Origin of the sequence: Marilutibacter aestuarii (genome assembly GCF_006546775.1) — a bacterium.
Taxonomy (GTDB): domain Bacteria; phylum Pseudomonadota; class Gammaproteobacteria; order Xanthomonadales; family Xanthomonadaceae; genus Marilutibacter; species Marilutibacter aestuarii.
In genome coordinates this window covers 1-21559 of the sequence record NZ_VICE01000132.1, presented here as the reverse complement: position 1 = coordinate 21559, position 21559 = coordinate 1, and the positions used below count along the sequence as shown (strand labels likewise).

Genomic DNA, 21559 nt, shown 5'->3' with positions numbered 1-21559 from the left:
CTTGGCGGCCACGCCCGCGGCGTCCATCGCCACCCGCCGGGGATTCAGCCCCAGGCGCGAGAGGTAGCGCCGCGCGTAATGGTTGAACAGCAGCGCCTGCGTCAGCCGGCGGCTCTCGGAGGTCCTGAAGATGATCGACAGCGAGATCGAGACGTCCTCGTTGCCATTGCGGACATGGTGCCCGGCGGCGAACGGGATGTGCAGCGCCTGGCCGGGGCTGAAATGGAACCGCTCGCCCAGCGGTGCGGCATCCTCCCGCCACTCGGGCCGGCGGCCGGTGCGGGCGAAATAGTGCTCGGCGTCCTCGTCCGCGACCACGCGCGGGTCCCAGGGCGGATAGACCACGACCTCCTTGTGCCCGCGCACCTGCATCAGGCAGGTCGAATAGCGGTCGATGTGGAACGGGGTCACGCTGCCGGGCGAGGCGATGAACAGGTACAGCATCGCATCGTCGAAGTCGGCGCGGATGCCCGCGGCGGCGGCCATGCGCTCCACGTCCGAGCAGAGCGCCTCGTAGACCGGCCGGAAGGAGGCATGCGACTCGGGCTGGCGCACCATGATGTAGGCGTCGCTGCCGCGAAGGTCGTCCAGGGCCGCTTCCAGGGCCTGGCGGGGCCTGTGCTGCTTGTGGGCATTGTCGAAGTCGTCGGTCATGTCCAGGCGCCCGCTGGAATGGAACACCTGCTCGCGCGGCAGGGCCGGGATCACCTCCGCCAGGTTGCCCAGGGACAAGGCCGGGTGCGCTTCCAGCGTGTGCCCGAACACGAAGGCCCGCCGGTCCAGGCTGGCCTTGGCCTGGACCTCCTCAAGTTCACTGAAAACCCGCACGCATGCCCCCCGCCGATCCGTGCCGGCGGCGATGCGCGCGCTGGCCCCAGCAAGGTCAACGGGCTGGAGCGACGGGACCGGACACGCCGCCCGGCACCGTCAGAGCGCATCGCCGTCGAGTTCGCCGGTGCGGATACGGACCGCGCGCTCCAGGTCGTAGACGAAGATCTTGCCGTCGCCGACCTTGCCGGTGCCCGCGGCCTTGATGATCGCCTCCACCACCAGGTCGGCCTGGTCGTCGGTCACCGCGACCTCCAGCTTGATCTTGGGCAGGAAGTCGACCACGTACTCGGCGCCGCGGTAGAGCTCGGTGTGGCCCTTCTGCCGGCCGAAGCCCTTGACCTCGGTGGCGGTGACGCCGGCCACGCCGGCCTCGGCGAGCGCTTCGCGGACATCGTCGAGCTTGAACGGCTTGACCACCGCCATGATCATCTTCATCGCTTCCCCTCTGGACGCTGCGGGACCGGCGGGCATCGCCGGGCGCGCTCAGGATACCCGCTCGCCCGCCGGGCGGTCAGCCGCCGGCATGCGCTAGAATCCCCCGCCGCGCCGCCCTCCGTGTAGGACTTTTCCGACACGACATCGCGGCGCAGCCCGACTGCGCCATCACGACCGGCAGGTCATGCTGGGGCATCGCCGGAGGAACAAGATGATCGACCTGAGCCACATCGACGAACTCGCCCGCCGCCTCAGCAACCTGGTCCCCCCGGGCCTGCGCGAAAGCCGCGAGGAACTGCAGGAGAACTTCCGCACCGTGCTCCAGAGCGGCCTGACCCGGCTCGACCTGGTCACCCGCGAGGAGTTCGAAGTCCAGCGCGAGGTCCTGCTGCGCACCCGGGAAAAGCTCGAGGCCCTGCAGCAGACCGTTGCCGAGCTGGAAGCCCAGCTGGGCCACGCGCCCCGCCACTGACCCGGCGCTCCCGGAATGAACCTCGCCCTCGTGCACGGACGTGCGCGGTCGGGGGTGCGTGCGCCCGCGGTGCGGGTGGAAGTGCACCTGGCCGGTGGCCTCCCGGCCATGTCGATCGTCGGCCTGCCCGAAGCCGCCGTGCGCGAAGCCAAGGACCGCGTGCGCGCCGCCATCCAGTGCGCGCAGTTCGAGTTCCCCGCGCGCCGCATCACCGTCAACCTGGCCCCGGCGGACCTGCCCAAGGACGGCGGCCGCTTCGACCTGCCAATAGCCCTGGGCATCCTGGCCGCCAGCGGCCAGGTCCCGCTGGATGCGCTCGACGGGCTTGAGTTCCTGGGTGAGCTCGGCCTGACCGGCGAGCTGCGCGCGGTGGACGGGGTGCTGCCTGCGGCCCTCGCCGCGGCCGACGCCGGGCGCATCCTGGTGGTGCCGCCCGGCAATGGCGCCGAAGCGGCGCTGTGCAGTCGCGGCGAGGTCCGCGTCGCCCGCACCCTGCTGGAGGCCTGCGCGCTGCTGCAGGGGCGCAAGGCCCTGCCCCGCGCCGAAGCCGCTGCCGTGGAGGCGAGCGTCGGCCCGGACCTGGCCGATGTGCGCGGTCAGCCGCACGCGCGCCGGGCACTGGAAGTGGCAGCCGCCGGCGGCCATCACTTGCTGCTGGTCGGGCCGCCCGGGTGCGGCAAGACCCTGCTGGCCTCGCGCCTGCCGGGCATCCTGCCCGAAGCCACGGAACCCGAGGCACTGGAAGCCGCCGCGGTGGCCTCGGTGAGCGGGCGCGGCCTGGACCCGGCGCGATGGCGCCAGCGGCCCTACCGCGCGCCGCACCACACCGCCAGCGCGGTCGCCCTGGTGGGCGGCGGTGCCGAGCCCCGCCCGGGCGAGGTGTCGCTGGCCCACAACGGCGTGCTGTTCCTCGACGAGTTCCCCGAGTGGAGCCGGCAGGCGCTGGAAGTGCTGCGCGAACCCCTGGAATCAGGGGTGGTGACGATCGCCCGCGCCGCGCGCAGCTCGGAATTCCCGGCGAACTTCCAGCTGATCGCGGCGATGAACCCCTGCCCCTGCGGCTGGGCCGGCGACGAAAGCGGGCGCTGCCGCTGCAGCCCCGATGCGGTCCGCCGGTATCGGGCCAAGGTCTCCGGGCCCCTGCTGGACCGGATCGACCTGCACGTGGAGGTCCCGCGGCTGCCGCCTTCGGCGCTGCGCGCCGATGCGCCGGCCGGCGAGTCCTCCGCGACGGTGCGCACGCGCGTGGTAACGGCGCGGCAACGGGCGCTGGCGCGCGCGGGGCGGCCCAATGCGATGCTCGACCCGTCACGCCTGGCCGCGACCTGCCGCCTCGCCCTGGCCGACCAGGACCTGCTCGAGCGCGCGGTGGAGGCCTTGCGGCTGTCGGCGCGCTCCATGCAGCGCATCGTGCGCGTGGCCCGCACCATCGCCGACCTCGCCGGTAGCGAGGGAATCGAAACGCCCCACCTCAGCGAGGCGATCGGCTACCGGCGCATGGACCGCGCGCTGGATTGAGGCACGCTGGCGGGCGCGTGGTTCAAAGCCCGCCGCAGTTCTCGCCGCAGACCTTCGGGCGCTCGAGGTAGGCGCGTGCGCCCTGCCGCGCCTGCAGGCGCTCGGCCTCGGTGCCGCAGCGGGTGGTCTTGCGCTTGGAGCCGGTCACCCGTTCGCGCCAGCACACGGTCTGCCCATCGGCCGCCGCCGCGCTGCCCTGCACGTAGGTGTTGATCTTCTGCAGCGCATTCTCGAGCGCGACCTTCTCGTTGATGTCCAGCTCGTTTAGGCGGGACTTGCCCTCGGTGATCGCGAACACCTCGGCCTGCGCGTCCCGCACGCGGTTGTTCTCGCGCGTGGTCAGGCCCTCGATGCCGCCCGCGTCCAGGCTGGCGCGCAGCTCGCGCTGCTGCTCGAGGATGACCTGGAGGCCGTCGACGTCCTCGATGTCGGCCGCTCCGGGATCGTCGCTCGGGGGCGTTTGCGCGGACACGGGGCCGGCGATCGCCAGGCACAGCATGCAGACGGGCAGCAGGAATCTCACGAACGCTCGCATGTCCACCTCCTCCATCGTCGGCCGGCGGCGCCGGCCCTTGTGGTCGCGGGCGACGGCCCGGCCGGTGCGTCCGGCGCGGCCGGACCCCGCATCGGGATCAACGCCCGGTCGCCGACTCCAGGCCGCGGCCGCTGCCGCAGTCGGAGGTGGCGCTGGCGCCGCAGCGCTGGCCGCGGTTGAGATAGTTGCGCGTGTCCTCCTGGACGGCGCGCATCTCGGCGACGGTCGCACAGCGGGTTTCCTTCATGGTCGTGCCCAGCTTGCGCTCGCGCCAGCAGTGCTGGCGGTCGTCTTCGTTGTCGGCGAGGACCGCCTTGACCTCTTCCAGTGCGTTGAACAGTTCCGCCTGCTGGTCGGGATGCAGCTGCTCGACCGCGCTGACGCCGTCGAGGAGGCTGAAGATCTGGTCCTGCGCGGCCTCGATCCGGGCCAGCGCCCTGGGTTCGAAGCGCGCGTAGTCGCCGGTCGAGCCTTCGGTCTGTTCGCGGATCTCGCGCTGCTGCTCGAGGATCTGCCCCACCTTGTTCGCGCTGGCCAGGGCCAGTGTCGATGCCAATGCCAGGGCCACGCCCAGGCCCACCCTGTATCCATGTCGGTTCATCGCAGGATTCCATGCTGTGTTGGGGAATCCCGACGATACGCCCGCCCCCGGGGCGCTTCAACCACGCCCCGGACACACAACGGCGTCGCCCGCGCAGGGCGCGGGCGACGGGCGGGCGACAGCGCGCGGACGCTGTCGCAGGACATGCGCGGCGCGACTCAGCCGCCGCCGCCGCAGTCCTCGCAGGTACCGCTGCGCTGGAGCTGGGCGCGCGCCTGTTCACGCATCTCGCGCTGCTGGGCGACGGTCATGCAGACGCGTTCAAAGCGATTGCTGCCCAGCTTCTTGCGGCGCTCGCAGACCTGCCGGTTGTCCTCGGCGTCTCGGAGCGTGCGCTCCAGCCAGGCCACGTCGGCGGCAACGGCGTCGCGCTGGGCGGCATCCAGTTCGTCCATCGACTGCTTGCCCTCGATCGCCGCGGAAATCCGCGCCTGGTGTTCCAGGACTTCCTGCCGCTTGGCCTTGGACATGTCCTCGTAGACGCCGGTGCCGGCGGTGGCACCTGCCTGGATCCGGGCCTGCTCGCTTCGCAGCGCGGCCAGGTCGATCGCGGCGGTATCCGCGGCAAGGGAGGTCACCGACAGGCCCAGGGCCAGTACGGCCGTACACGACACCACGCACCATTTAAGCATCACACGCATCCATCCGACGACGTAGGGACCTCCGACGCTACCGCAGCTTTGCCGATCCTGTCGACTGCCCCTGGTCATGCCGGCCGTGTTCAGGATGCCGCGGGGGCCCAGACCTCCCCGGCGGGATCGAGTTCGGCGGTTTCCATGACCGGTCCACGCCAGCCGAAGCCACAGATTGCCAGCGCGCCCTGGCTGACCGGATCGAGACCGAACGCGCGCTCGATCTGCTTTTCGTTGATCGCGCCGGTGATGAAGGCACCCAGGCCGGCCTCGGTCGCGGACAGGTACAGGGTCTGCGAGAGGTGGCCGCCTTCCAGGGCGACGACGCGGTAGCCCTTGGCGTGCTGGCGGTATTTCCAGAAGGTGCGGTCGAAGCGCGGCGACAGCAGCACGACCACGTGGGCGTCGGCGAACCAGTGTTGCTGCGCGACCATGTCCATGACGAAGCGGCGGAGCGCGGCGGGCTCGGCGGCGATCGCCTCGTCGCCGTCGCGGCCGTCGATGCCGTCTTCGCTGCCACCAGCTGCGTCGGTCGCGCGGAACGGCAGCGGTTCCAGCGCGTGGTCGGTGGCGTGGTAGTGGTAGAGCCCCGGCGCGACGCCCTCCACGTGCTGGACGACGAGGTAGCACTCCATCGGATGCAGGCCGCCGCCGCTGGGGACGTTCTTCTTCAGGAACACGGTGTCGTCGGAGACGCGCACCTCGGCCTGGGCGGCGAACACGCGCTGCATGACCCGGGCGAAGGCCTCGAACGGCAGGAGACGGGCGGGGTCGAAATTACGGCAGGTGGCGCGGCGCGCGAGCAGGCGGTCGAAGTCGTTCGGCGCGATCCGCGGCAGCGCCACGCGCGCGTCGTCCTCGGCGCGGGTCGCCGCCTCGACCGGCGGCGCACCGAGCACCTGGCGCATCTCCACCGCGGTTTCGGCGCGGCTGTCCTTGCTGTTCTGCACCGCGTCGACCCCTTCCCAGCGGGTGAAGGCATGCAGGGTCGCGCCGAGCGGATGCCAGTGGACCTCGCGCAAGCGCGCGTCGCGCTGGCGCCAGCCGGCCTGAGTGGCGTCGTCGCCGTCGGCGACGGCGAGCCCTTCGGCCAGCAGGCGCGGCAGCGCCGGCGCGAGGTCGGCATCCAGGCTTCCCGCCTCGATCCACTGCCCGGGACTCAGGCGACCCAGCAGCTCCCGTTCGGCCGCGTCCAGCTCGACCTCCTCGCCGATATGCGGGGCCAGCGCCAGCCAGCGCCGATCTCGCCGCAGGCCATCGCCGCCGGCAAGCAGCGATTCCAGCTCGAACGCGACGTCCTCGCGGGGTTCAAGGAACACGACGGCGCAGCGGCGGATCTTCATGCGGGCAAGTCCAGGAGCACGGGGTTGGAGTATGCGGACCCGACCCCGCCTCGACCAGCCACGTATCCGCGCGGCAGCGCTTTCCGGAGCGCGGGGCGACTGCCATCGCCGCGGCCCCGCGGGAAGGACAGGGTCGCGGCATTCCACGTTCGTCTGTCTGCGTGATCGCCGGCTGCATGGCCTGCCCGGAGTGCCCGTGAATCTGTGACGGTTGCCCATTCCCGGTGGGAACGCTAGATTCTGCCGATGACGGCCTGGCCCAGGCCGCACATGGGGAACCATCGATGAGCACCAAGACCCGGACCGCGCCGCTGTCGCCGGAGATCGCCGATCGCCTGCTGGACCTGCTCGGCAGCGACGACCTGTTCCGTGAACGCTTCCAGCGCGACCACCTCGCCGCTCTGCGCTCGATCGGCTATGAGTCGCCGACGCCGGGACAGATGACCGCTTGCGGCGAGGTGGCGGCCGCTGAATGGATCGAGCCCTTTGCCTGCTGCAAGGTGACGAAGCTCGCACCGAAGGATGCGATAGCCGAAGCGCGGGACGAAATCCGTACGATGCTGATGGGCGGACTCGCCCAGACGACGCCAAAGCTCGATCTTGGACTGCCGTCGCCTCAGCTCTCGCTGAAGTAAGGCGGAAGGACTTCAACCGGCCACAGCCGGTTGAAGTTCTTCAACTTCCGCTCCGCTTCCACTTCTTGCCCTTCTGCCCTCAGCAGTTGGGCCTCGCGTCGTATCGCAAGGTTGCTGTCGAGTACGTTGAGCGCCTGCAGGCAGCCGCCGCATTCGAGTTCGGCGTAGGCCAGGCCACGCCGCCGCTGCAACCATCGCGCCTGCTCCAGCGCATCGGCCACGCGGCCCTCGTCCGCCAGCGCCTCCATCAACGCGACCCGTGTCTGGTAACGCTCCGCGCCGGTAATCAACGGCTGCAGGAGCTCGATGGACTTTCCGGGATCGCCACCCCGCCGCAGTTTTTCGGCCCGAAGCACGGTGGCAAGTTCCGCGACTGCGGGAATCCGCATCAGGACGGGCTTCGCCTCCAGCGCGGAGAGCACCGGGTCCGAGCTCGCCGTCTCGCCCATACGCTGCAGCACGAGCGCCGCAGCCAGTGCCGTCGTCGCGTCGTCCTCGGCATCGACAAGGACGCCTTCTCCTGCCTGCTCCAGTTCCTCCAGGCTCGCGCGGACCACGGAATCCAAGGTCCGGCGGGCGTCCGCGACGTCACCGGCGAGCCAGGCGCTCAACCCGACCGGAACCGCCAGGTACCGGCTGGCGAGACCGTGTTTGTTCTTGAGGACACGGAGGGAGGCCTGAGACAGCTTCCTGGCGTCTTCGAACCTGGCCCGGTCGATCGCCAGACTGGACTGTTCCATGTAGTGGTGCGCGTTCGCGGGATCGAGTCCTTTTGCCTGCCTTTCGGCTTCCTCGAACTTCCGCTGCGCAGCAGCGGTCGAGACGAGGCGCCTGAGGCTGCTGCCGCCGACCTCTTCGAGCGAGCGCCTGAGCGCTCTCTCGGCTTCCGGATAGGCCTCCAACGCCAACTGCACCCGACCGACCGTGTCGAACTCCTGCCCCCTGAGTGGATTCTGCTCGATGGTCCCCGCGATGGCATGTGGCAAGGCTTCCTCGAAGCGGTTCTCCTCGTACAGCCACAGCGCGGCATTGCCCCGCCCGGGAAGGTAGTCGGGATACATGCCCGCCAGTTGGACCCAACGACCGGTTGCCTCCGACGGCTCATCGAATTCCGACGCCCAGGCATCGACGTAAAGGGACTCTCGTGGCGGCAGCTTGCCTTTGAGCGCCGCTGCCTTGCGAAGCGACTCGACTGCGGCGGGCGCATCGACGGTGGCGATCAACGAGCGCATCCGTCCCAGCCAGGCAAGGGCGAACTCGGGATCAAGCTCGGTCGCTCGCGTATACAGCTGAAGCGCCTCGTCGAACGCGTATCTCGCGTAGGCGTCCTGCGCCAGCGCATACGCCCGCAACGCATCGACACTGCCCGTCGTGACTTCGGGCAGTGGCCTGGAATCCTTTTCGATCTGCTCCACCGCCTCGCCCAGGTCGTTGCGCAAGGCGCCGGTGACCTCGTCGATCGAGGCCAGTACGGAGGCTTCGCCCTTGCCATCGGCGGCGTGCGCGTAGACGGTGGTCTGGGTCGCGGGATCGACGACTTCCACGCTCATGCGCAGGCGACCGCCCACCTCGGACACGGTGGGCAGGATCACCGCGCGCGCGCCATCACGCTGGGCAATCTGGGCGGCGATGTCGCGGTCGACGACCGTGTCGGGGGCCAGGCGCATGCGGGCCAGCGTGTCGCGCACCTTGAGGTCGGACAGCACGTTGACGTGGCGCGACTGCTCCAGGCTGATGCGGAACGCCTGTTCGAGGGAGTCTTCCAGCCGGGCGTCGCCGGTGAGGTTGCGCAGGTCGCCGACCACCACCCAGTCGCGCTCGCTGAAGGCGATGGCCGGCGGCGGGCGGGTCGCGAACCAGCCGCCCACCGCGATCGCGGCGACGAGGGCGGCTTCGGCGGCCATGGCCGTCGGGCGTCGCCACAGCGGAACGGCGCGCCGGGCCTTGGCGCTCTCGATGGGCCTGCGCAGTGGCGCGATGCCGGGCTCGCCGACTTCGAACACCTCCTGGGTCTCGGGCATGCCCTTGAAGCGCCAGCGGCCATGCGACTTCCATACCAGGCCCAGTCCGCGCTCGCCCATGTCGCGCACGGCGCGATGGGTCAGCGATTCGGCCACGGCCGACATGAGGATCTGCCCGGGTCGGGCGATGCTCATCAGGCGGGCGGCCATGGGCTTGGCGAGGCCTTCGACCTCTAGCGGCTTGGCACCCAGGCGTACGGATTCCTCGCTGTTGCGCCAGGTCAGCAGCTCGCCCACGTGCAGGCCGGCGCGGGCCTTGAGCTCGATGTCGCGCAGCTTGCCGATCGCGGCCAGGCCCTGGCCGTAGTCCAGGGCGAAGCCCAGGCCGTCCATGGGCCGCTCGAAAAGCAGCAGCAGGCCGTCGGAACGGTCGATCAGGCGGCCGCGCCAGGCCTGCTGCAGGCGCAGGACGAGCCGGTCGTGCTCGCGGAACAGCTGCGCGGTGGCGGTGTCGCCGAGGCGTTCGACGATGCCGGTGGAGTCGCAGATGTCCAGCAGCAGGATGGTGCGCAGGTTGCGGCTGTGGCCGTCCTCGCCCGGCTCGCCCTGCGGCAGGCCGGTGTCGTCTTGCGCGTTGATGGCGTCGTCCATAACGTCCCCCCTGTCAGGACAGTGGCTCGGATGCATCCTGCCATTCGACGCGGTCGCCGCCCAGGCGCTTGGCGCGGTAGAGCGCGGCGTCGGCAAGCGCGTACCAGGCGTTCCAGTCCTGGTGGGCGTCGACCAGGCTGGCGCCGACGCTGATGGGGCAGATGATCGGCGCCTCGTCGTGGCCGTCGTCCAGCTCCAGCAGGCCCTGCGCGGTGCGCACGATGTAGTGGGCGAAGCGCAGGACCTCGTCCTCGGATTCTGCCTTCACCACCAGGCAGAATTCGTCGCCGCCCAGGCGGCAGGCGATGTCATCCGGGCCCACGACCGCGCGCAGGATGCTGGCGATGCTCTGCAGCACGCGGTCGCCGACGAGGTGGCCGTACTGGTCGTTGACCTGCTTGAAGCGGTCGCAGTCGACGATCACCAGGCCCATGGTCGACGGCATGCCGATCGCCCGGCATTCCTGCAGGTGCAGCATCAAGCCGCGCCGGTTGTACAGGCCGGTGAGCTCGTCGGTGCGGACGAGTTCCTCGGTCTGGTTGAGCTGGTGGGTAGTCGCGTGCAGGCTGTCCAGGGCGGCCTGCAGGTCGTGGTTGCGACGGCGCAGGCGGCGGGTCAGGGCCTGCTCGTTGAGCACGACGCGCATGATCGCGCGGCGCAGGAAGCAGGACACGACCCCCGGGTCCTGGTCGACGAGGGCCTCGAATTCCTGGTGGTGCAGCTCGAACAGGGTGGAATCGACGCTGGCGACGGCGCTCGCGCTGCGGGCGTGGTTGCCGATCAGCAGGCCGAGTTCGCCGAAGAACTCGTTCGGCCCCAGGCGCTTGACCTGCAGGTCGTCGCCGAAGTCGAGCTCGATCTCGCCGCGTTCGATCAGGAACATGCTGGTGCCCAGGTCGCCGCGCAGGAACAGGGTCTCCCCCGCCTTGACGTCGCGCAGGCGGCCGACGGCGGCGAAGAGCTCGAACTCCCCGGAGGTGAGGACGCTGGAGCTCAGGTCGGCGCCGCGCAGGGCGTCGGACGCGGCGCTCGTCGCGCTACGCACCGGTCGGCCGGACTTTGCGATCACAGCGGTCCCGCGGTTCATCACCACTCCCCATGCCTTTCGCGCCACGTTCCATCTGCAAGGCCTGCGAACCTGAACGACGCAGTCTTACTGAGAATAGCATCACATTGAGCGCCCAGCGGGGAAAGTGGGGCCGGGCGGACAGGCGGTCGCGGGCAAATGGGGCGGGACCGGGATGGAAGCAGGAACACGATCCTGCCGCGCCTGGCAAGCGCCCGGCGCGGCAGGAGTCGACTCAGGCGGCGATCGCCTTCTCGTCCTGGAACTGCGCTTCCTCGGTGGAGCCCTTCAGGGCCACGGTCGAGGACTGGGCGCCCTGGATGGTCTGGGTGACGGCATCGAAATAGCCGGTGCCGACCTCGCGCTGGTGCTTGACCGCGGTGAAGCCCTTCTCGGCCGCCGCGAACTCGGCTTCCTGCAGTTCGACGAAGGCGCTCATCTGCCGGCGCGCGTAACCGTGGGCGAGGTTGAACATGCCGTAGTTGAGCGCATGGAAGCCGGCCAGGGTGATGAACTGGAACTTGTAGCCGTACGACGCGATTTCCTTCTGGAACTTCGCGATGGTGGCGTCGTCGAGGTTCTTCTTCCAGTTGAAGCTGGGCGAGCAGTTGTAGGCCAGCATCTTGCCCGGGTACTTCGCGTGGATGGCCTCGGCGAACTTGCGGGCGAACTCGAGGTCGGGCTTGCCGGTCTCGCACCACACCAGGTCGGCGTAGGGCGCGTAGGCCAGGCCGCGGCTGATCGCCTGGTCAAGGCCGTTGCGGGTCTTGTAGAAGCCCTCCACGGTGCGATCACCCGTGCAGAAGGCCTTGTCGTTGTCGTCGATGTCGCTGGTGAGCAGGTCAGCGGCCTCGGCGTCGGTGCGGGCGACGATCAGGGTCGGCACGCCCATCACGTCGGCGGCCAGGCGCGCGGCGACCAGCTTGTCGATCGCTTCGCGGGTGGGCACCAGGACCTTGCCGCCGAGGTGGCCGCACTTCTTGGCCGAGGCCAGCTGGTCCTCGAAATGCACGCCGGCGGCGCCGGCCTCGATCATGCCCTTCATCAGCTCGAAGGCGTTGAGCACGCCGCCGAAGCCGGCCTCGGCATCGGCGACGATCGGCTGCAGGAAGTCGACGTCGCCGCCCCCCTCCGCGCACTGGATCTGGTCGGCGCGCAGCAGGGTGTTGTTGATGCGCTTGACCACGGCCGGCACCGAGTCGGCCGGGTACAGCGACTGGTCGGGGTACATCTGGCCGCCGAGGTTGGCGTCGGCGGCGACCTGCCAGCCGGACAGGTAGATCGCCTTCAGGCCGGCCTTGACCTGCTGCATGGCCTGGTTGCCGGTCAGCGCGCCGAGGGCGTTGACGAAGGCCTCGGTGTGCAGCGAGCCCCAGAGTTTCTCCGCGCCGCGGCGGGCCAGGGAGTATTCCACCGGCACGGTGCCGCGCAGTCGCACGACTTCCTCGGCCGAGTACGGGCGGGTGATGCCGGCCCAGCGGGGGCTGCTGGCCCATTCCTGGCGCAGCTGGTCGGCGGTGGCGTGGACGTGGGTCATGGCGGTGTTCCTTTTCTGGAGGTGTCGTGTGCGACAGGCGGGAAACGGACGGGTGGCGTCGGGTCGGTGCGGATCGTCCCGACCGTCAATCCAGGCGGGCGTAGGCCGGCAGGGTGAGGAAGTCCTCGAGGGTGTCGGCGTGGGTGAGGCGGTCGAGCACGCCGATCGCCTCGTTGATGCGGCTGCCGCCGGGCAGGCGGGCGCGGTCGCCCAGGCGGGCCGGCAGGCCGATGAAGGCGCGTTCGAGCAGGGCGAAGTCGACGGGCGTGCCGTCGTCCAGGTGCAGGCCTTCGCCGGGCGGGACCTGGCCGACCGGCAGGCGCGCGTGGTGCAGCCAGGACCACAGCTGGGCGCGCGCGATCTCCGCGGTGGCGGCATCTTCCATCAGGTGGTGGATCGGCACGCAGCCATTGCCATCGAGCCAGGCGGCGAGGTAGCGCACGCAGACCTCGACGTTGCCCTCGAAACCGGCGCGGGTGATGGTGCCCAGCGAGGGCTTGATGAGGTCGTCGCGGGTGACGGTGACTTCGGCCCGCAGCACGTCCTGCTGGTGCTTGCCGGGCATGCGCTCGTCGAAGACCTCGCGCGCCAGCGGGATCAGCGCCGGGTGCGCGACCCAGGTGCCGTCGTGGCCGGCGGTGACCTCGCGCAGCTTGTCGGCGCGGACCTTGCCCAGCGCGACCGCGTTGGCCTGCTCGTCGCCGCTGATCGGGATCTGCGCCGCCATGCCGCCCATCGCGTGGGCGCCTCGGCGGTGGCAGGTCTGGATCAAGAGTTCGGAGTAGGCGCGCAGGAACGGTTGGGTCATGGTGACCTGGCCGCGCTCGGGCAGGACCCGGTCGCGGTGCGCGCGGAAGGTCTTGATGTACGAAAACACATAGTCCCAGCGCCCGCAGTTCAGACCGGCGATGCGGCCGCGCAGCGCGTGCAGGATCTCGTCCATCTCGAACACCGCCGGCAGTGTCTCGATCAGCACGGTGACCTTGATCCGGCCCGCGTCCAGGCCCAGGACCTGCTCGATGTGGCCCAGCACGTCCTCCCACAGCTGCGCTTCCTCCATGGACTGCAGCTTGGGCAGGTACAGGTAGGGTCCGCGATCCTTCGCGGCGAGCACGTCCGCATTGTGGAAACAGAACAGGGCGGCATCGAACAGGCTGCCGGCGATCGGCGCGCCGTCGACGCGCAGGTGCTTCTCGTCCAGGTGCCAGCCGCGCGGGCGCACCATCAGCACCGCCTGCTCGGCGAAGGGCTTGAGCGCGTACGCCTTGCCGGCCTCGCTGGTGAACGACAGCGTGCCGGCGACTGCGTCGCGCAGGGCATGCTGGCCGGCGAGGAGGTTGCCCCAGGTCGGCGCGGTGCTGTCCTCGAAGTCGGCCATGTAGCAGTTGGCGCCGGAATTGAGCGCGTTGATGACCATCTTCGGATCGACCGGACCGGTGATTTCCACCCGGCGATCGAGCAGCGCGGCCGGCAACGGGGCCACCCGCCAGTCGGCATCGCGCAGCGCGGCGGTGTCGGCGCGGAAGTCCGGCAGGCCACCGGCATCGTAGAAGGCCTGGCGCTCGATCCGGGCGGCCAGGCGCTGCTGGCGGCGCGGCTCGAAACGACGATGCAGGTCGGCCAGCAGGGCCAGGGCGTCCGGGGTCAGGATCGAGTCCTGTCCGTCCGGGCCCGCCGGGGCCTTGATCTCCACGCCCGGGGGCACCTGCGGACCGTTCCGCGAGCCGTGGCGGGGGTCGTGCTGTTCTGCCATCACTGCCGACATCGTGCGTCTCCTGCGATACGCCCCCACGGGGCGGTTTCTGCGGGTGGTCCAGGCCGGGGACCCGTGTTCTGGCCTTGCACTGCACCATGCGGCGCGGTCTGGTATTTGACAATCAAGTTTTTGCAATGCAATACATAAGCAAAACTAATACGGTGTTCCATCATCCCCATGAAGCCCGCCGCACCGCGTTTTGCCTACAAGGGCGACCGTCTCAAACCCCTCCGCGCGTTTTGCCAGACCGCGCGCCTGGGCTCGGTCTCACGCGCGGCTGAGGCGCTGTACCTCAGCCAGCCGGCGGTCACCCTGCAGTTGCAGGCGCTGGAGCGCGACATCGGCGTCAAGCTGCTCGAACGCAGTGGACGGCGGCTGGTGATGACCCGCGAGGGCGAGGCCCTGTATGAACTGGCGCGTCCACTGGTCGAGGGCCTGGACGGCATCGAGGGGGCGTTCCGGGAACGGATCCGCGGCCTCGACGGGGGCGAGCTGAACGTCGCGGCAGGCACCTCCACGATCCTCTACCTGCTGCCGCGGATCGTGGAGCGCTTCAAGGCCGAGCACCCCGAGGTGCGCCTGACCCTGCACAACGTCACCGGGGCGAGCGGGCTCGACCTCTTGCGCTCGGACGACGTGGACATGGCGGTCGGCTCGATGCTCGACGTGCCCGCCGACCTGGACTACGCGCCGGTCTACCGTTTCGAGCCGATGCTGATCACCCCGCCGGACCATCCGCTGGCGGACAAGCCGGACCTGTCGCTGCAGGACCTCTCCCCCTACGGCCTGATCCTGCCGCCCCAGCGACTGACGACCTACCGGATGGTCGACCTGGTGTTCCAGCGCAACCGGGTGCCGTACACGGTCGCGCTGGAGGTGGGCGGCTGGGAGATCATCAAGCAGTACGTGGCGATGGGCCTGGGCATCAGCATCGTGACCGCGATCTGCCTGACCGAGGCCGACCACGAACGCCTGGCCGTGCGCTCGCTGGCCGGATACTTCCCCGACCGCAGCTACGGCGTGGTGGTGCGCAAGGGCAAGTACCTCAGCCCGCAGGCCCGTGCCTTCAGCGAGCTGATCAAGCCCGACCTGTTCGTCCGCGGCGACTACTACGACACCGGGCCTTCGGAGCGCTGAGGCCGGCCCGGGCTCGAATCACGCCGCAGCGCGACGCAGCGCGCGCCCCGGCCAGTGCCGCAAGGACGCCAGCACGGTGAACAGCTCGGTCCACAGCAGGCCATGGCGCATCGGCAATGCGACCACGCCCTTGCCGAGCATGCGCAGGCGTTCGCCAGGCCGGCTGACCAGGGCGAGCGCCGCCAGCCACAGCACGGCATCGACCAGCAGCAGGGCGGCCAGCCAGGCCCACGCGGCCATGCAGGCCAGGGCCAGAACGAGCAGGGGCACCAGGACCTTTTCCAGGGCGCCGAAGAACAGCGCCCAGCCGACCGGCCGTCCCTGCTGGTGGGTCAGGCGCTCGCCGAACGGCTGGCGGTAGGCCTCGACCACGCGCCGCGCATTGCGCATGTCGTCCTCGCGCAGGCGCGCGGCGGGGCTGCGCTGGCGCCACCAGCGTCGCGGCCACTTGAGCGGCGTGCGCAACAGGGCATCGAAGGCGTGGCAGCTGTGCATGAATGCCGACGAGACGTGGTGGTGCTCGCACGCCAGCGCATGCAGGCCCGCGCCGGGCGCATGCGCGACCACCTCCGGCAACTGGCTGTTGTGGTAGCCCTCGTTGCACAGGGCCAGGGCCACGAAGAGTTCCGGGCGACGGGTCAGGCCGTCGCCGTACATCGGCTCGTAGCGGTCGAAGACGTCCTTCAGGTAGCGCCGGCGGTAGGCAGTGGCGGTGAAGGCGGGCGCGCCGACGCTGCCGAACAGCGCCATCTGGCCGCGGTCGAGGAAGCGCTGCTGGAAGGTGCCGATGCACTCGCGGGAGATGTCGTTGAACCAGCCCCACAGGCCGCTCCAACCGTCGCGGGGCCGGCGTGGATCCACATGCTCGTCGCCGTCCAGCCATGCGCGGAACTGCGGCGACGAGGCCCAGCGCACGCGGTCGGCCATCCGGCTCGGCCGGTGCAGGCCGCGCACGCTCGCGGTGCCGACGCCTTCGTACAGCTTCTGCACGCAGCGCGCGATGTAGTCGGGCGATTCGAGCACGACGTTGCCGTCGAGCACGAACATCACGTCGCCGTCGAGCTCGCGCGCCTGGCGCTTCAGCGTCGCGCCCTTGCCGATGGTCCACATGCGCTCGATGGCCACCAGCGGCAGGCCATTGGCACGGGCGAACTCGCGTGCGATCTGCACGCTGTGGTCGCGCTCGGCGCCGCCGTCGTCGATCAGCAGCACGCGGCCCAGCGGATGGGTCTGGGCCAGCAGCGAGGCCAGGCAGAAGGTGATGTCGGGCTGGTGGCGGTCGACATGGATGACCACGTCCACGCGCGCCTGGCGCCAGTCCTCGGCCGGGGTCGGCTCCACCTGCTGGGGCCCGCGCCAAAGCCCCAGCGCGCTGAGCAGCGCGTTGGGTCCCAGGGCAAGCACGGACTGCGCCATCGTCGACATTCCCTATCCCTTTCCACGACGTGCCTCGACCGGGCGTGTCGCCCTGCCGGCCAAGGTCTCCCTGTCATGAACTGCCTGCATCGCAGCCTCCCCGCATGCCCGCCGGAACCGGTGCGGCGCCCGCTGGCCATGCAGGAAACGTGACGCAAGAAACATGCCACGAAAGGTGCTCGATGCACCGACCGCTCGGCGGCCCGTGCGGCGGTCGTTTCCGGCGGACGGACGGCGTCAGCGACTCCTGCGATGCGATGCGGGCAGCGTCCCGGACGCGGCCAGCATGGCCGCCCCGGGTCAGATCGTGCCGCGGTTCCTGCCGATCCAGGGCCGATACCACTCGCGCACGCGCGCCATTTCGGCGTCCAGGTCGTCGCCGACGTGGAACAGATGGCCGATGCCGATGGTGCGCTCGGGATAGTGGAAGTAGGCGGCCATGACCGGGACCTCGGCGGCACGGGCGATCTTGAGGAACCCGGTCTTCCACTTCTCGACGGGCTTGCGCGTGCCCTCGGGGGCGATCACGAACCACATGCGGTCGGCCTGGCGGATCATGCTGACCGCCTGCTCGATCATGCCGCGCGGCTGCGCCCGGTTGATCGGGATGCCGCCCAGGCGACGCAGCAGGGGGCCCAGCGGCCACCAGAACAGCTGGTGCTTGCCCAGCACGCGCACCTCAAGGCCCAGCGCGAGCTTCGCCGCGAAGCCCCAGATCCCGTCCCAGTTGGAGGAATGGGGCGCGGCGATCACCACCGCCTTCGGGATGTCCGGGAGCGGCCCGACCACATGCCAGCCGCCCAGGCGCAGCACGCTCCGGCCCAGCCAGCGGGTGAATCGATTGGGCTTGACCCGCGGCATCGACGGCGGGATCGCGGGCAAGAGCGGTTGATCGTCGGCCAAGGCCTACTCCCAGTTCTGCGGCGAGCGGCCGCGCTTGATGGTACTCCGCTGCTTCTTCTCGCCGAGCCGGCGCTCGCGCGCACCTCGGCTGGGGCGGGTGGCGATGCGGGGCTTGGGCACGTGCAGGCCGGCCTCGATGAAATGCGCCAGGCGCTCGCGCGCGTCCTCGCGGTTGCGCTCCTGGGTGCGGAAGCGCTGGGCGCTGATCACCAGCACCCCGTCCCCCGTGACCCGGCGGTCACGGCGGGCGAGCAGGCGTTCGCGCACCGGTTCGGGGAGGGACGGCGAACCGGCGACGTCGAAGCGCAGCTCCACCGCGGTCGCCACCTTGTTGACGTTCTGCCCGCCCGGGCCGGCCGAACGCACGAAGCGCTCGACCAGTTCGGCATCGGGGATCGCGATGTGGGCGACGACCAGGGACATCGGTATCGGCATGGAGACGGGAAACTGCGCCGATTGTAGTGCGAACGGGGGCCAACGCCGACCAACGCGCGGGACGGTCTCAGTCCGGCAGCTCGCCGAACAGGGCCAGGGCCCTGGCGAACTGGGCATCGAAAGGCGCCCTTACCTCGATCCGCTCGCCGCTGCCGGGATGCGTGAAGGCCAGCCGGCGCGCGTGCAACAGCATCCGGTGGATGCCCATCATCCGGAACTGGCGGTTGTGGCGGCCGTCGCCATGACTGGTGTCGCCGATCAGATGGTGGAAGTCGTGCTTGAGGTGGCGCCGGATCTGTCGGTAGCGGCCCGTCTCCAGGGTGGCCTCGAGCAGGGCATAGCGCGAGGTCGGGAAGCCCGCGGAGGGTACCTCCAACTCGGCGGTGGCCAGCCGGCGGAAACGGGTCACCGCCGGCTTCTTGACCGGTTTGCCGGGACCGCCGTCGAGCGGATGGTCGATCTCGAAGGCCTCCGCGGGCCAGCCGCGGCAGATGGCCCAGTAGGTCTTTTCCACCTCGCGCGACATCATCACCCGGCCCAGCGCCGAGGCGGTGTCGCGGTCGAAAGCCAGCAACAGGCAACCACTGGTCGCGCGATCCAGGCGATGGACGAGGAAAACCGGGCGCCCGAACTGCGCGCGCAGGCGGTCGGCGGCGAAGTCGCTCTCGCCCCGGGCCAGCGCGCTGTCGTGGACCATCAGGCCCGCCGGCTTGTCGACCACGGCCAGCGCATCGTCGGCATGCAGTACGCGCAGGTGCAGTGCATCGGCCGCGGAAGGCGACAGGATCTCGTTCATGGGGGAGCAGGTCTCGGCGGCACGATCGTGGGCGGGCGTGGTCTATTGTCCCCGGCGGTGGCCGCCACGGCCACCGCCGATCCACCCGTCCGACGCCATCGACAAGGAACCCGAATGCCGATCCGCCGCCACCGCACCCGCCCCAACGCCTCCCGCCCCCTGCTGGGCCTTGCGCTCGCCTGCCTGCTGCCGCTGCATGCGGCGCCCGCACTGGCGGCGCCGTTGGATCCGCCGCCAGGCGTGGTGGCCGGACCGTGCGTGGAGGGCATCTGCGAATACCGCCTCGGCAATGGCCTGCGCGTCCTGCTGTTCCCCGACGCCAGCAAGCCCACGGTGACGGTGAACATCGCCTACGGCGTGGGCTCGGTGAACGAGAACTATGGCGAGACCGGCATGGCCCACCTGCTCGAGCACCTGATGTTCAAGGGCACGCCCGACCATCCGGACATTCCCGCGGAGATGAAGCGGCGCGGCATCGCCAAGAACGCCACCACCTCGCTGGAGCGCACCAACTACTACGGGTCCTTCCCCGCCAACGATGCCACCCTGGACTGGTTGCTGGGGCTGGAGGCGGACCGCATGGTCAATTCCAGCATCGACCGCGCCGACCTCGGCAGCGAGATGACCGTGGTCCGCAACGAGATGGAGCGCGGCGAGAACAACCCCGGTGCGGTGATGTTCCAGCGCCTGCGCTCGACCGCCTTCCTCTGGCACAACTACGGCCACGCCACGATCGGCGCGCGCGCCGACGTCGAGCACGTGCCGATCGAGCGCCTGCAGGCCTTCTACAAGCGCTGGTACCGCCCCGACAACGCCACCCTGATCGTCGCCGGCCGCATCGACCCGGCCGCGACCCTGGCCCGGGTGAAGGCCCGGTTCGCGGGCATCCCGCGCCCGGCCACGCCCTTGCCGGTCGCCTGGACCGCTGATCCCACCCAGGACGGCGAGCGCGAAGTGACCGTGCGCCGCAGCGGCGACATGCGCCTGGTCGCCGCCGGCTACCACGTGCCAGCCGCGACCCATCCCGACAGCGCCGCGCTCGCCGTGCTGATGGACGTCCTCGGCGACACGCCCGGCGGACGCCTGCACGAGGCCCTGGTCGACGGCCGCTTGGCCGCCGGGACCGGCACCAGCCTCGATACCCTGCGCGACAGCGGTCTGGCGGCGGTGCTGCTGGTCGCCCCACGCGACGCCGACATCGAGAAAGCCGAGGCCACGCTGCTGGCGCAGGTGGAGGACATCGCCCGCCACCCGGTCACCGACGACGAGGTCGCGCGGGCCAAACAGCGCATCGCCAACGGCTACGAGCAGAACTTCAACAACGTCAACGCAGTGGCGATGGCCCTGACCGAGTCGGTCGCGGCCGGCGACTGGCGGCTGTACTTCCTGCGCCGCGACAGCATCGCCGCGGTCGACGCCGACGACGTCAACCGCGTCGCCCGCGCGTACTTCAAGCGCAGCAACCGCACGCTGGCGCGCTTCGTACCCACCGACGTGCCCGATCGAGCCGAAATCCCCGCGGCCCCGACCGCGGCCGAACGCCTGGCAGGCTATGTCGGCAGGCAGGCGATCGATGCCGGCGAATCCTTCGACCCCACGCCGGCCCGGATCGATGCGCGCACCGAGACCTTCACCCTCGGCGAGGGGCTGAAGGTGTCGCTGCTGCCCAAGGACACCCGCGGCGACGTCGTCACCGTCAACGCGACATTCCGCTACGGCGACGCCAGCAGCCTGCGCGGGCGCGAGGTCGGCGCGCTGGCGGGCGCGATGCTCATGCGCGGCAGCACCACCCTCAGCCGCCAGCAGATCGCCGACCGGTTCGAGGCGTTGCGCACGACCGGCGGCGTCAGCGGTGGCCTGCAGTCCGCCGGCCTGACCCTGCAATCGCGGCGCGACACCGTGGGCGAGGCCCTGGCGCTGGCCGCCGACATCCTGCGCCACCCCGCGTTTCCCGAAAGCGAGTTCGAGCAGTTCCGCCTGCAGGCGATCACCGGCCTGGAGGCGTCGCTGAAGGAACCCGGCCCGGTCGCCTCCAACGCGCTGGCCGCGCACTTCGATCCCTGGCCCGAGGGCCACCCGCTGCACCAGCAGTCGACGGCCGAATCGCTGGCGATGATCCGCGCCGCCACGCTGGACGAGCTCAAGGCGTTCCATCGCGACTTCTACGGCACCAGCGAAGGCGAGATCGCGGTCGTCGGCGACTTCGACCCGGTGGCGATGAAGGCCGAACTCGAGCGCCTGTTCGTGGGCTGGACCTCGAAGCATCCCTACGCGCCCATCGCGACCCGCTTCACCCGGGTGGGCCCGGTCGACGAACGCCTGCAGGTCGCCGACAAGGCCAACGCCGTGCTGGTGGCGCGCAGCAACCTGTCGCTCAACGAGGACGACGCCGACTACCCGGCCCTGCTCGTCGCCAACCAGGTCCTGGGCGGCGATCCGCTCAAGGCGCGGCTGGGCGACCGCCTGCGCCAGCAGGACGGGCTCACCTACGGCATCGGCAGTGGCCTGCGCGCCGATGCCAGCATCGAGGGGCGCGACGATGCCGGTTACCTCGTCATCCAGGCCAGCGCCGCCCCCGCCAATGTCGATCGCCTGGAGCTCGGCATCCGGGAAGAACTCCAGCGCCTGGTACGCGACGGCATCACCGCCGACGAGCTCGAGGACACGGTCGAGGCCTTGCGCGTGGAGCGCGAACAGGCCCTGGCCGCGGACGGCAACCTGGTGGGCATCCTGGGCCGCAACCTGTACCTGGGCCGGACGATGGCCTGGTCGGCCCGTCTCGACGCGCGCCTCCAGGCCTTGGGCGTGGACGAGGTCAACGCCGCCATCCGGCGCCACCTCGACCCGGATGCCCTGAGCGTATTCAGCGCGGGTGATTTCGGCGCGAGCGGCGGCGCCG

Annotated in this window: 18 protein-coding genes and 1 pseudogene; 5 read left to right on the top strand and 14 right to left on the bottom strand. The window is 70.4% G+C overall.

Going from position 1 to position 21559, the window contains the following annotated elements; genetic code table 11:
• Together FKV25_RS13760 and FKV25_RS13755 are read right to left on the bottom strand one after the other, a co-directional pair.
• On the bottom strand, positions 1–828 hold an 828-nt coding region (locus FKV25_RS13760; RefSeq protein WP_141519367.1), incomplete at its 3' end, for a cupin-like domain-containing protein.
• A gap of 99 nt (positions 829–927) precedes the next feature.
• The gene (locus tag FKV25_RS13755; RefSeq protein ID WP_141519366.1) at positions 928–1266 is read right to left on the bottom strand and encodes a P-II family nitrogen regulator; all 339 of its coding nucleotides are present in this window, start codon (positions 1264–1266) and stop codon (positions 928–930) included.
• A gap of 211 nt (positions 1267–1477) precedes the next feature.
• Here FKV25_RS13755 and ubiK point away from each other — a divergent pair, with 211 nt between their 5' ends.
• Both ubiK and FKV25_RS13745 read left to right on the top strand, forming a co-directional pair.
• Positions 1478–1738, top strand: a complete 261-nt coding sequence (gene ubiK, locus FKV25_RS13750; protein ID WP_141519365.1) for a ubiquinone biosynthesis accessory factor UbiK — start codon at positions 1478–1480, stop codon at positions 1736–1738.
• 15 nt (positions 1739–1753) lie between these two features.
• Entirely contained in the window at positions 1754–3256 is a 1503-nt protein-coding gene (locus tag FKV25_RS13745) for a YifB family Mg chelatase-like AAA ATPase (protein WP_141519364.1), read from the top strand.
• Between the two features lie 22 nt (positions 3257–3278).
• Here FKV25_RS13745 and FKV25_RS13740 read toward each other — a convergent pair whose 3' ends face one another.
• The 4 genes from FKV25_RS13740 to FKV25_RS13725 form a co-directional block, all read right to left on the bottom strand.
• The gene (locus FKV25_RS13740; RefSeq protein WP_141519363.1) at positions 3279–3791 is read right to left on the bottom strand and encodes a hypothetical protein; all 513 of its coding nucleotides are present in this window, start codon (positions 3789–3791) and stop codon (positions 3279–3281) included.
• Positions 3792–3888: 97 nt separating this feature from the next.
• Complete coding sequence (locus FKV25_RS13735) at positions 3889–4392, bottom strand: hypothetical protein (RefSeq protein WP_141519362.1); 504 nt, start codon at positions 4390–4392, stop codon at positions 3889–3891.
• A 158-nt stretch (positions 4393–4550) separates the two neighbouring features.
• A complete protein-coding gene (locus FKV25_RS13730) occupies positions 4551–5024 on the bottom strand; it encodes a hypothetical protein (RefSeq protein ID WP_141519361.1) in 474 nt (157 codons plus the stop codon).
• A gap of 89 nt (positions 5025–5113) precedes the next feature.
• Entirely contained in the window at positions 5114–6367 is a 1254-nt protein-coding gene (locus FKV25_RS13725) for a putative peptide maturation dehydrogenase (RefSeq protein WP_141519360.1), read from the bottom strand.
• A gap of 284 nt (positions 6368–6651) precedes the next feature.
• Here FKV25_RS13725 and FKV25_RS13720 point away from each other — a divergent pair, with 284 nt between their 5' ends.
• Entirely contained in the window at positions 6652–7002 is a 351-nt protein-coding gene (locus FKV25_RS13720) for an NHLP-related RiPP peptide (RefSeq protein WP_141519359.1), read from the top strand.
• On the opposite strand, the gene FKV25_RS13715 is transcribed toward FKV25_RS13720, so the two are convergent.
• The 4 genes from FKV25_RS13715 to aceB form a co-directional block, all read right to left on the bottom strand.
• Complete coding sequence (locus FKV25_RS13715) at positions 6984–9614, bottom strand: putative peptide modification system cyclase (protein ID WP_141519358.1); 2631 nt, start codon at positions 9612–9614, stop codon at positions 6984–6986. The two genes, FKV25_RS13720 and FKV25_RS13715, sit on opposite strands and share 19 nt — an antisense overlap.
• A gap of 13 nt (positions 9615–9627) precedes the next feature.
• Positions 9628–10701 (bottom strand): GGDEF domain-containing protein, encoded by a 1074-nt coding sequence (locus FKV25_RS13710; RefSeq protein ID WP_141519357.1) that lies wholly within the window; start codon positions 10699–10701, stop codon positions 9628–9630.
• A gap of 214 nt (positions 10702–10915) precedes the next feature.
• Positions 10916–12217 carry an isocitrate lyase gene (aceA, locus tag FKV25_RS13705; RefSeq protein WP_141519356.1) on the bottom strand — a complete coding sequence of 434 codons (1302 nt, stop codon included), beginning with the start codon at positions 12215–12217 and terminating at the stop codon, positions 10916–10918.
• Between the two features lie 85 nt (positions 12218–12302).
• Positions 12303–13970, bottom strand: a complete 1668-nt coding sequence (gene aceB / locus FKV25_RS13700) for a malate synthase A (RefSeq protein WP_141519369.1) — start codon at positions 13968–13970, stop codon at positions 12303–12305.
• Between the two features lie 180 nt (positions 13971–14150).
• Between aceB and FKV25_RS13695 the strand changes: the two genes are divergently transcribed.
• Entirely contained in the window at positions 14151–15110 is a 960-nt protein-coding gene (locus FKV25_RS13695) for a LysR family transcriptional regulator (protein ID WP_141519355.1), read from the top strand.
• An 18-nt stretch (positions 15111–15128) separates the two neighbouring features.
• Here FKV25_RS13695 and FKV25_RS13690 read toward each other — a convergent pair whose 3' ends face one another.
• The 4 genes and pseudogenes from FKV25_RS13690 to FKV25_RS13675 all read right to left on the bottom strand — a co-directional run bounded on the left by FKV25_RS13690 (position 15129) and on the right by FKV25_RS13675 (position 18806).
• Complete coding sequence (locus FKV25_RS13690; protein ID WP_170218647.1) at positions 15129–16526, bottom strand: glycosyltransferase; 1398 nt, start codon at positions 16524–16526, stop codon at positions 15129–15131.
• Between the two features lie 300 nt (positions 16527–16826).
• Positions 16827–17429, bottom strand: a complete 603-nt coding sequence (locus FKV25_RS13685; protein WP_281286241.1) for a lysophospholipid acyltransferase family protein — start codon at positions 17427–17429, stop codon at positions 16827–16829.
• A gap of 3 nt (positions 17430–17432) precedes the next feature.
• Positions 17433–17864: an alternative ribosome rescue aminoacyl-tRNA hydrolase ArfB gene (arfB, locus tag FKV25_RS13680; protein WP_141519353.1), complete on the bottom strand. Its 432-nt coding sequence runs from the start codon at positions 17862–17864 to the stop codon at positions 17433–17435.
• 67 nt (positions 17865–17931) lie between these two features.
• Positions 17932–18806, bottom strand: a pseudogene (locus FKV25_RS13675) (pseudouridine synthase).
• Between FKV25_RS13675 and FKV25_RS13670 the strand changes: the two are divergent.
• Positions 18775–21559, top strand: a 2785-nt coding sequence (locus tag FKV25_RS13670) for a M16 family metallopeptidase (protein WP_141519351.1), incomplete at its 3' end; no start/stop codon positions are given. The pseudogene FKV25_RS13675 and the gene FKV25_RS13670 overlap by 32 nt on opposite strands.

Bases quoted from the DNA above. Each gene is read 5' to 3' on its own strand.
- FKV25_RS13735 (WP_141519362.1), bottom strand. From the start codon at position 4,392: ATGAACCGACATGGATACAGGGTGGGCCTGGGCGTGGCCCTGGCATTG.
- FKV25_RS13715 (WP_141519358.1), bottom strand. From the start codon at position 9,614: ATGGACGACGCCATCAACGCGCAAGACGACACCGGCCTGCCGCAGGGC.
- ubiK (WP_141519365.1), top strand. From the start codon at position 1,478: ATGATCGACCTGAGCCACATCGACGAACTCGCCCGCCGCCTCAGCAAC.
- aceA (WP_141519356.1), bottom strand. From the start codon at position 12,217: ATGACCCACGTCCACGCCACCGCCGACCAGCTGCGCCAGGAATGGGCC.
- FKV25_RS13745 (WP_141519364.1), top strand. From the start codon at position 1,754: ATGAACCTCGCCCTCGTGCACGGACGTGCGCGGTCGGGGGTGCGTGCG.
- FKV25_RS13725 (WP_141519360.1), bottom strand. From the start codon at position 6,367: ATGAAGATCCGCCGCTGCGCCGTCGTGTTCCTTGAACCCCGCGAGGAC.
- FKV25_RS13740 (WP_141519363.1), bottom strand. From the start codon at position 3,791: ATGCGAGCGTTCGTGAGATTCCTGCTGCCCGTCTGCATGCTGTGCCTG.
- FKV25_RS13710 (WP_141519357.1), bottom strand. From the start codon at position 10,701: ATGAACCGCGGGACCGCTGTGATCGCAAAGTCCGGCCGACCGGTGCGT.
- arfB (WP_141519353.1), bottom strand. From the start codon at position 17,864: ATGCCGATACCGATGTCCCTGGTCGTCGCCCACATCGCGATCCCCGAT.
- FKV25_RS13755 (WP_141519366.1), bottom strand. From the start codon at position 1,266: ATGAAGATGATCATGGCGGTGGTCAAGCCGTTCAAGCTCGACGATGTC.
- aceB (WP_141519369.1), bottom strand. From the start codon at position 13,970: ATGGCAGAACAGCACGACCCCCGCCACGGCTCGCGGAACGGTCCGCAG.
- FKV25_RS13695 (WP_141519355.1), top strand. From the start codon at position 14,151: ATGAAGCCCGCCGCACCGCGTTTTGCCTACAAGGGCGACCGTCTCAAA.
- FKV25_RS13720 (WP_141519359.1), top strand. From the start codon at position 6,652: ATGAGCACCAAGACCCGGACCGCGCCGCTGTCGCCGGAGATCGCCGAT.
- FKV25_RS13730 (WP_141519361.1), bottom strand. From the start codon at position 5,024: ATGCTTAAATGGTGCGTGGTGTCGTGTACGGCCGTACTGGCCCTGGGC.
- FKV25_RS13690 (WP_170218647.1), bottom strand. From the start codon at position 16,526: ATGGCGCAGTCCGTGCTTGCCCTGGGACCCAACGCGCTGCTCAGCGCG.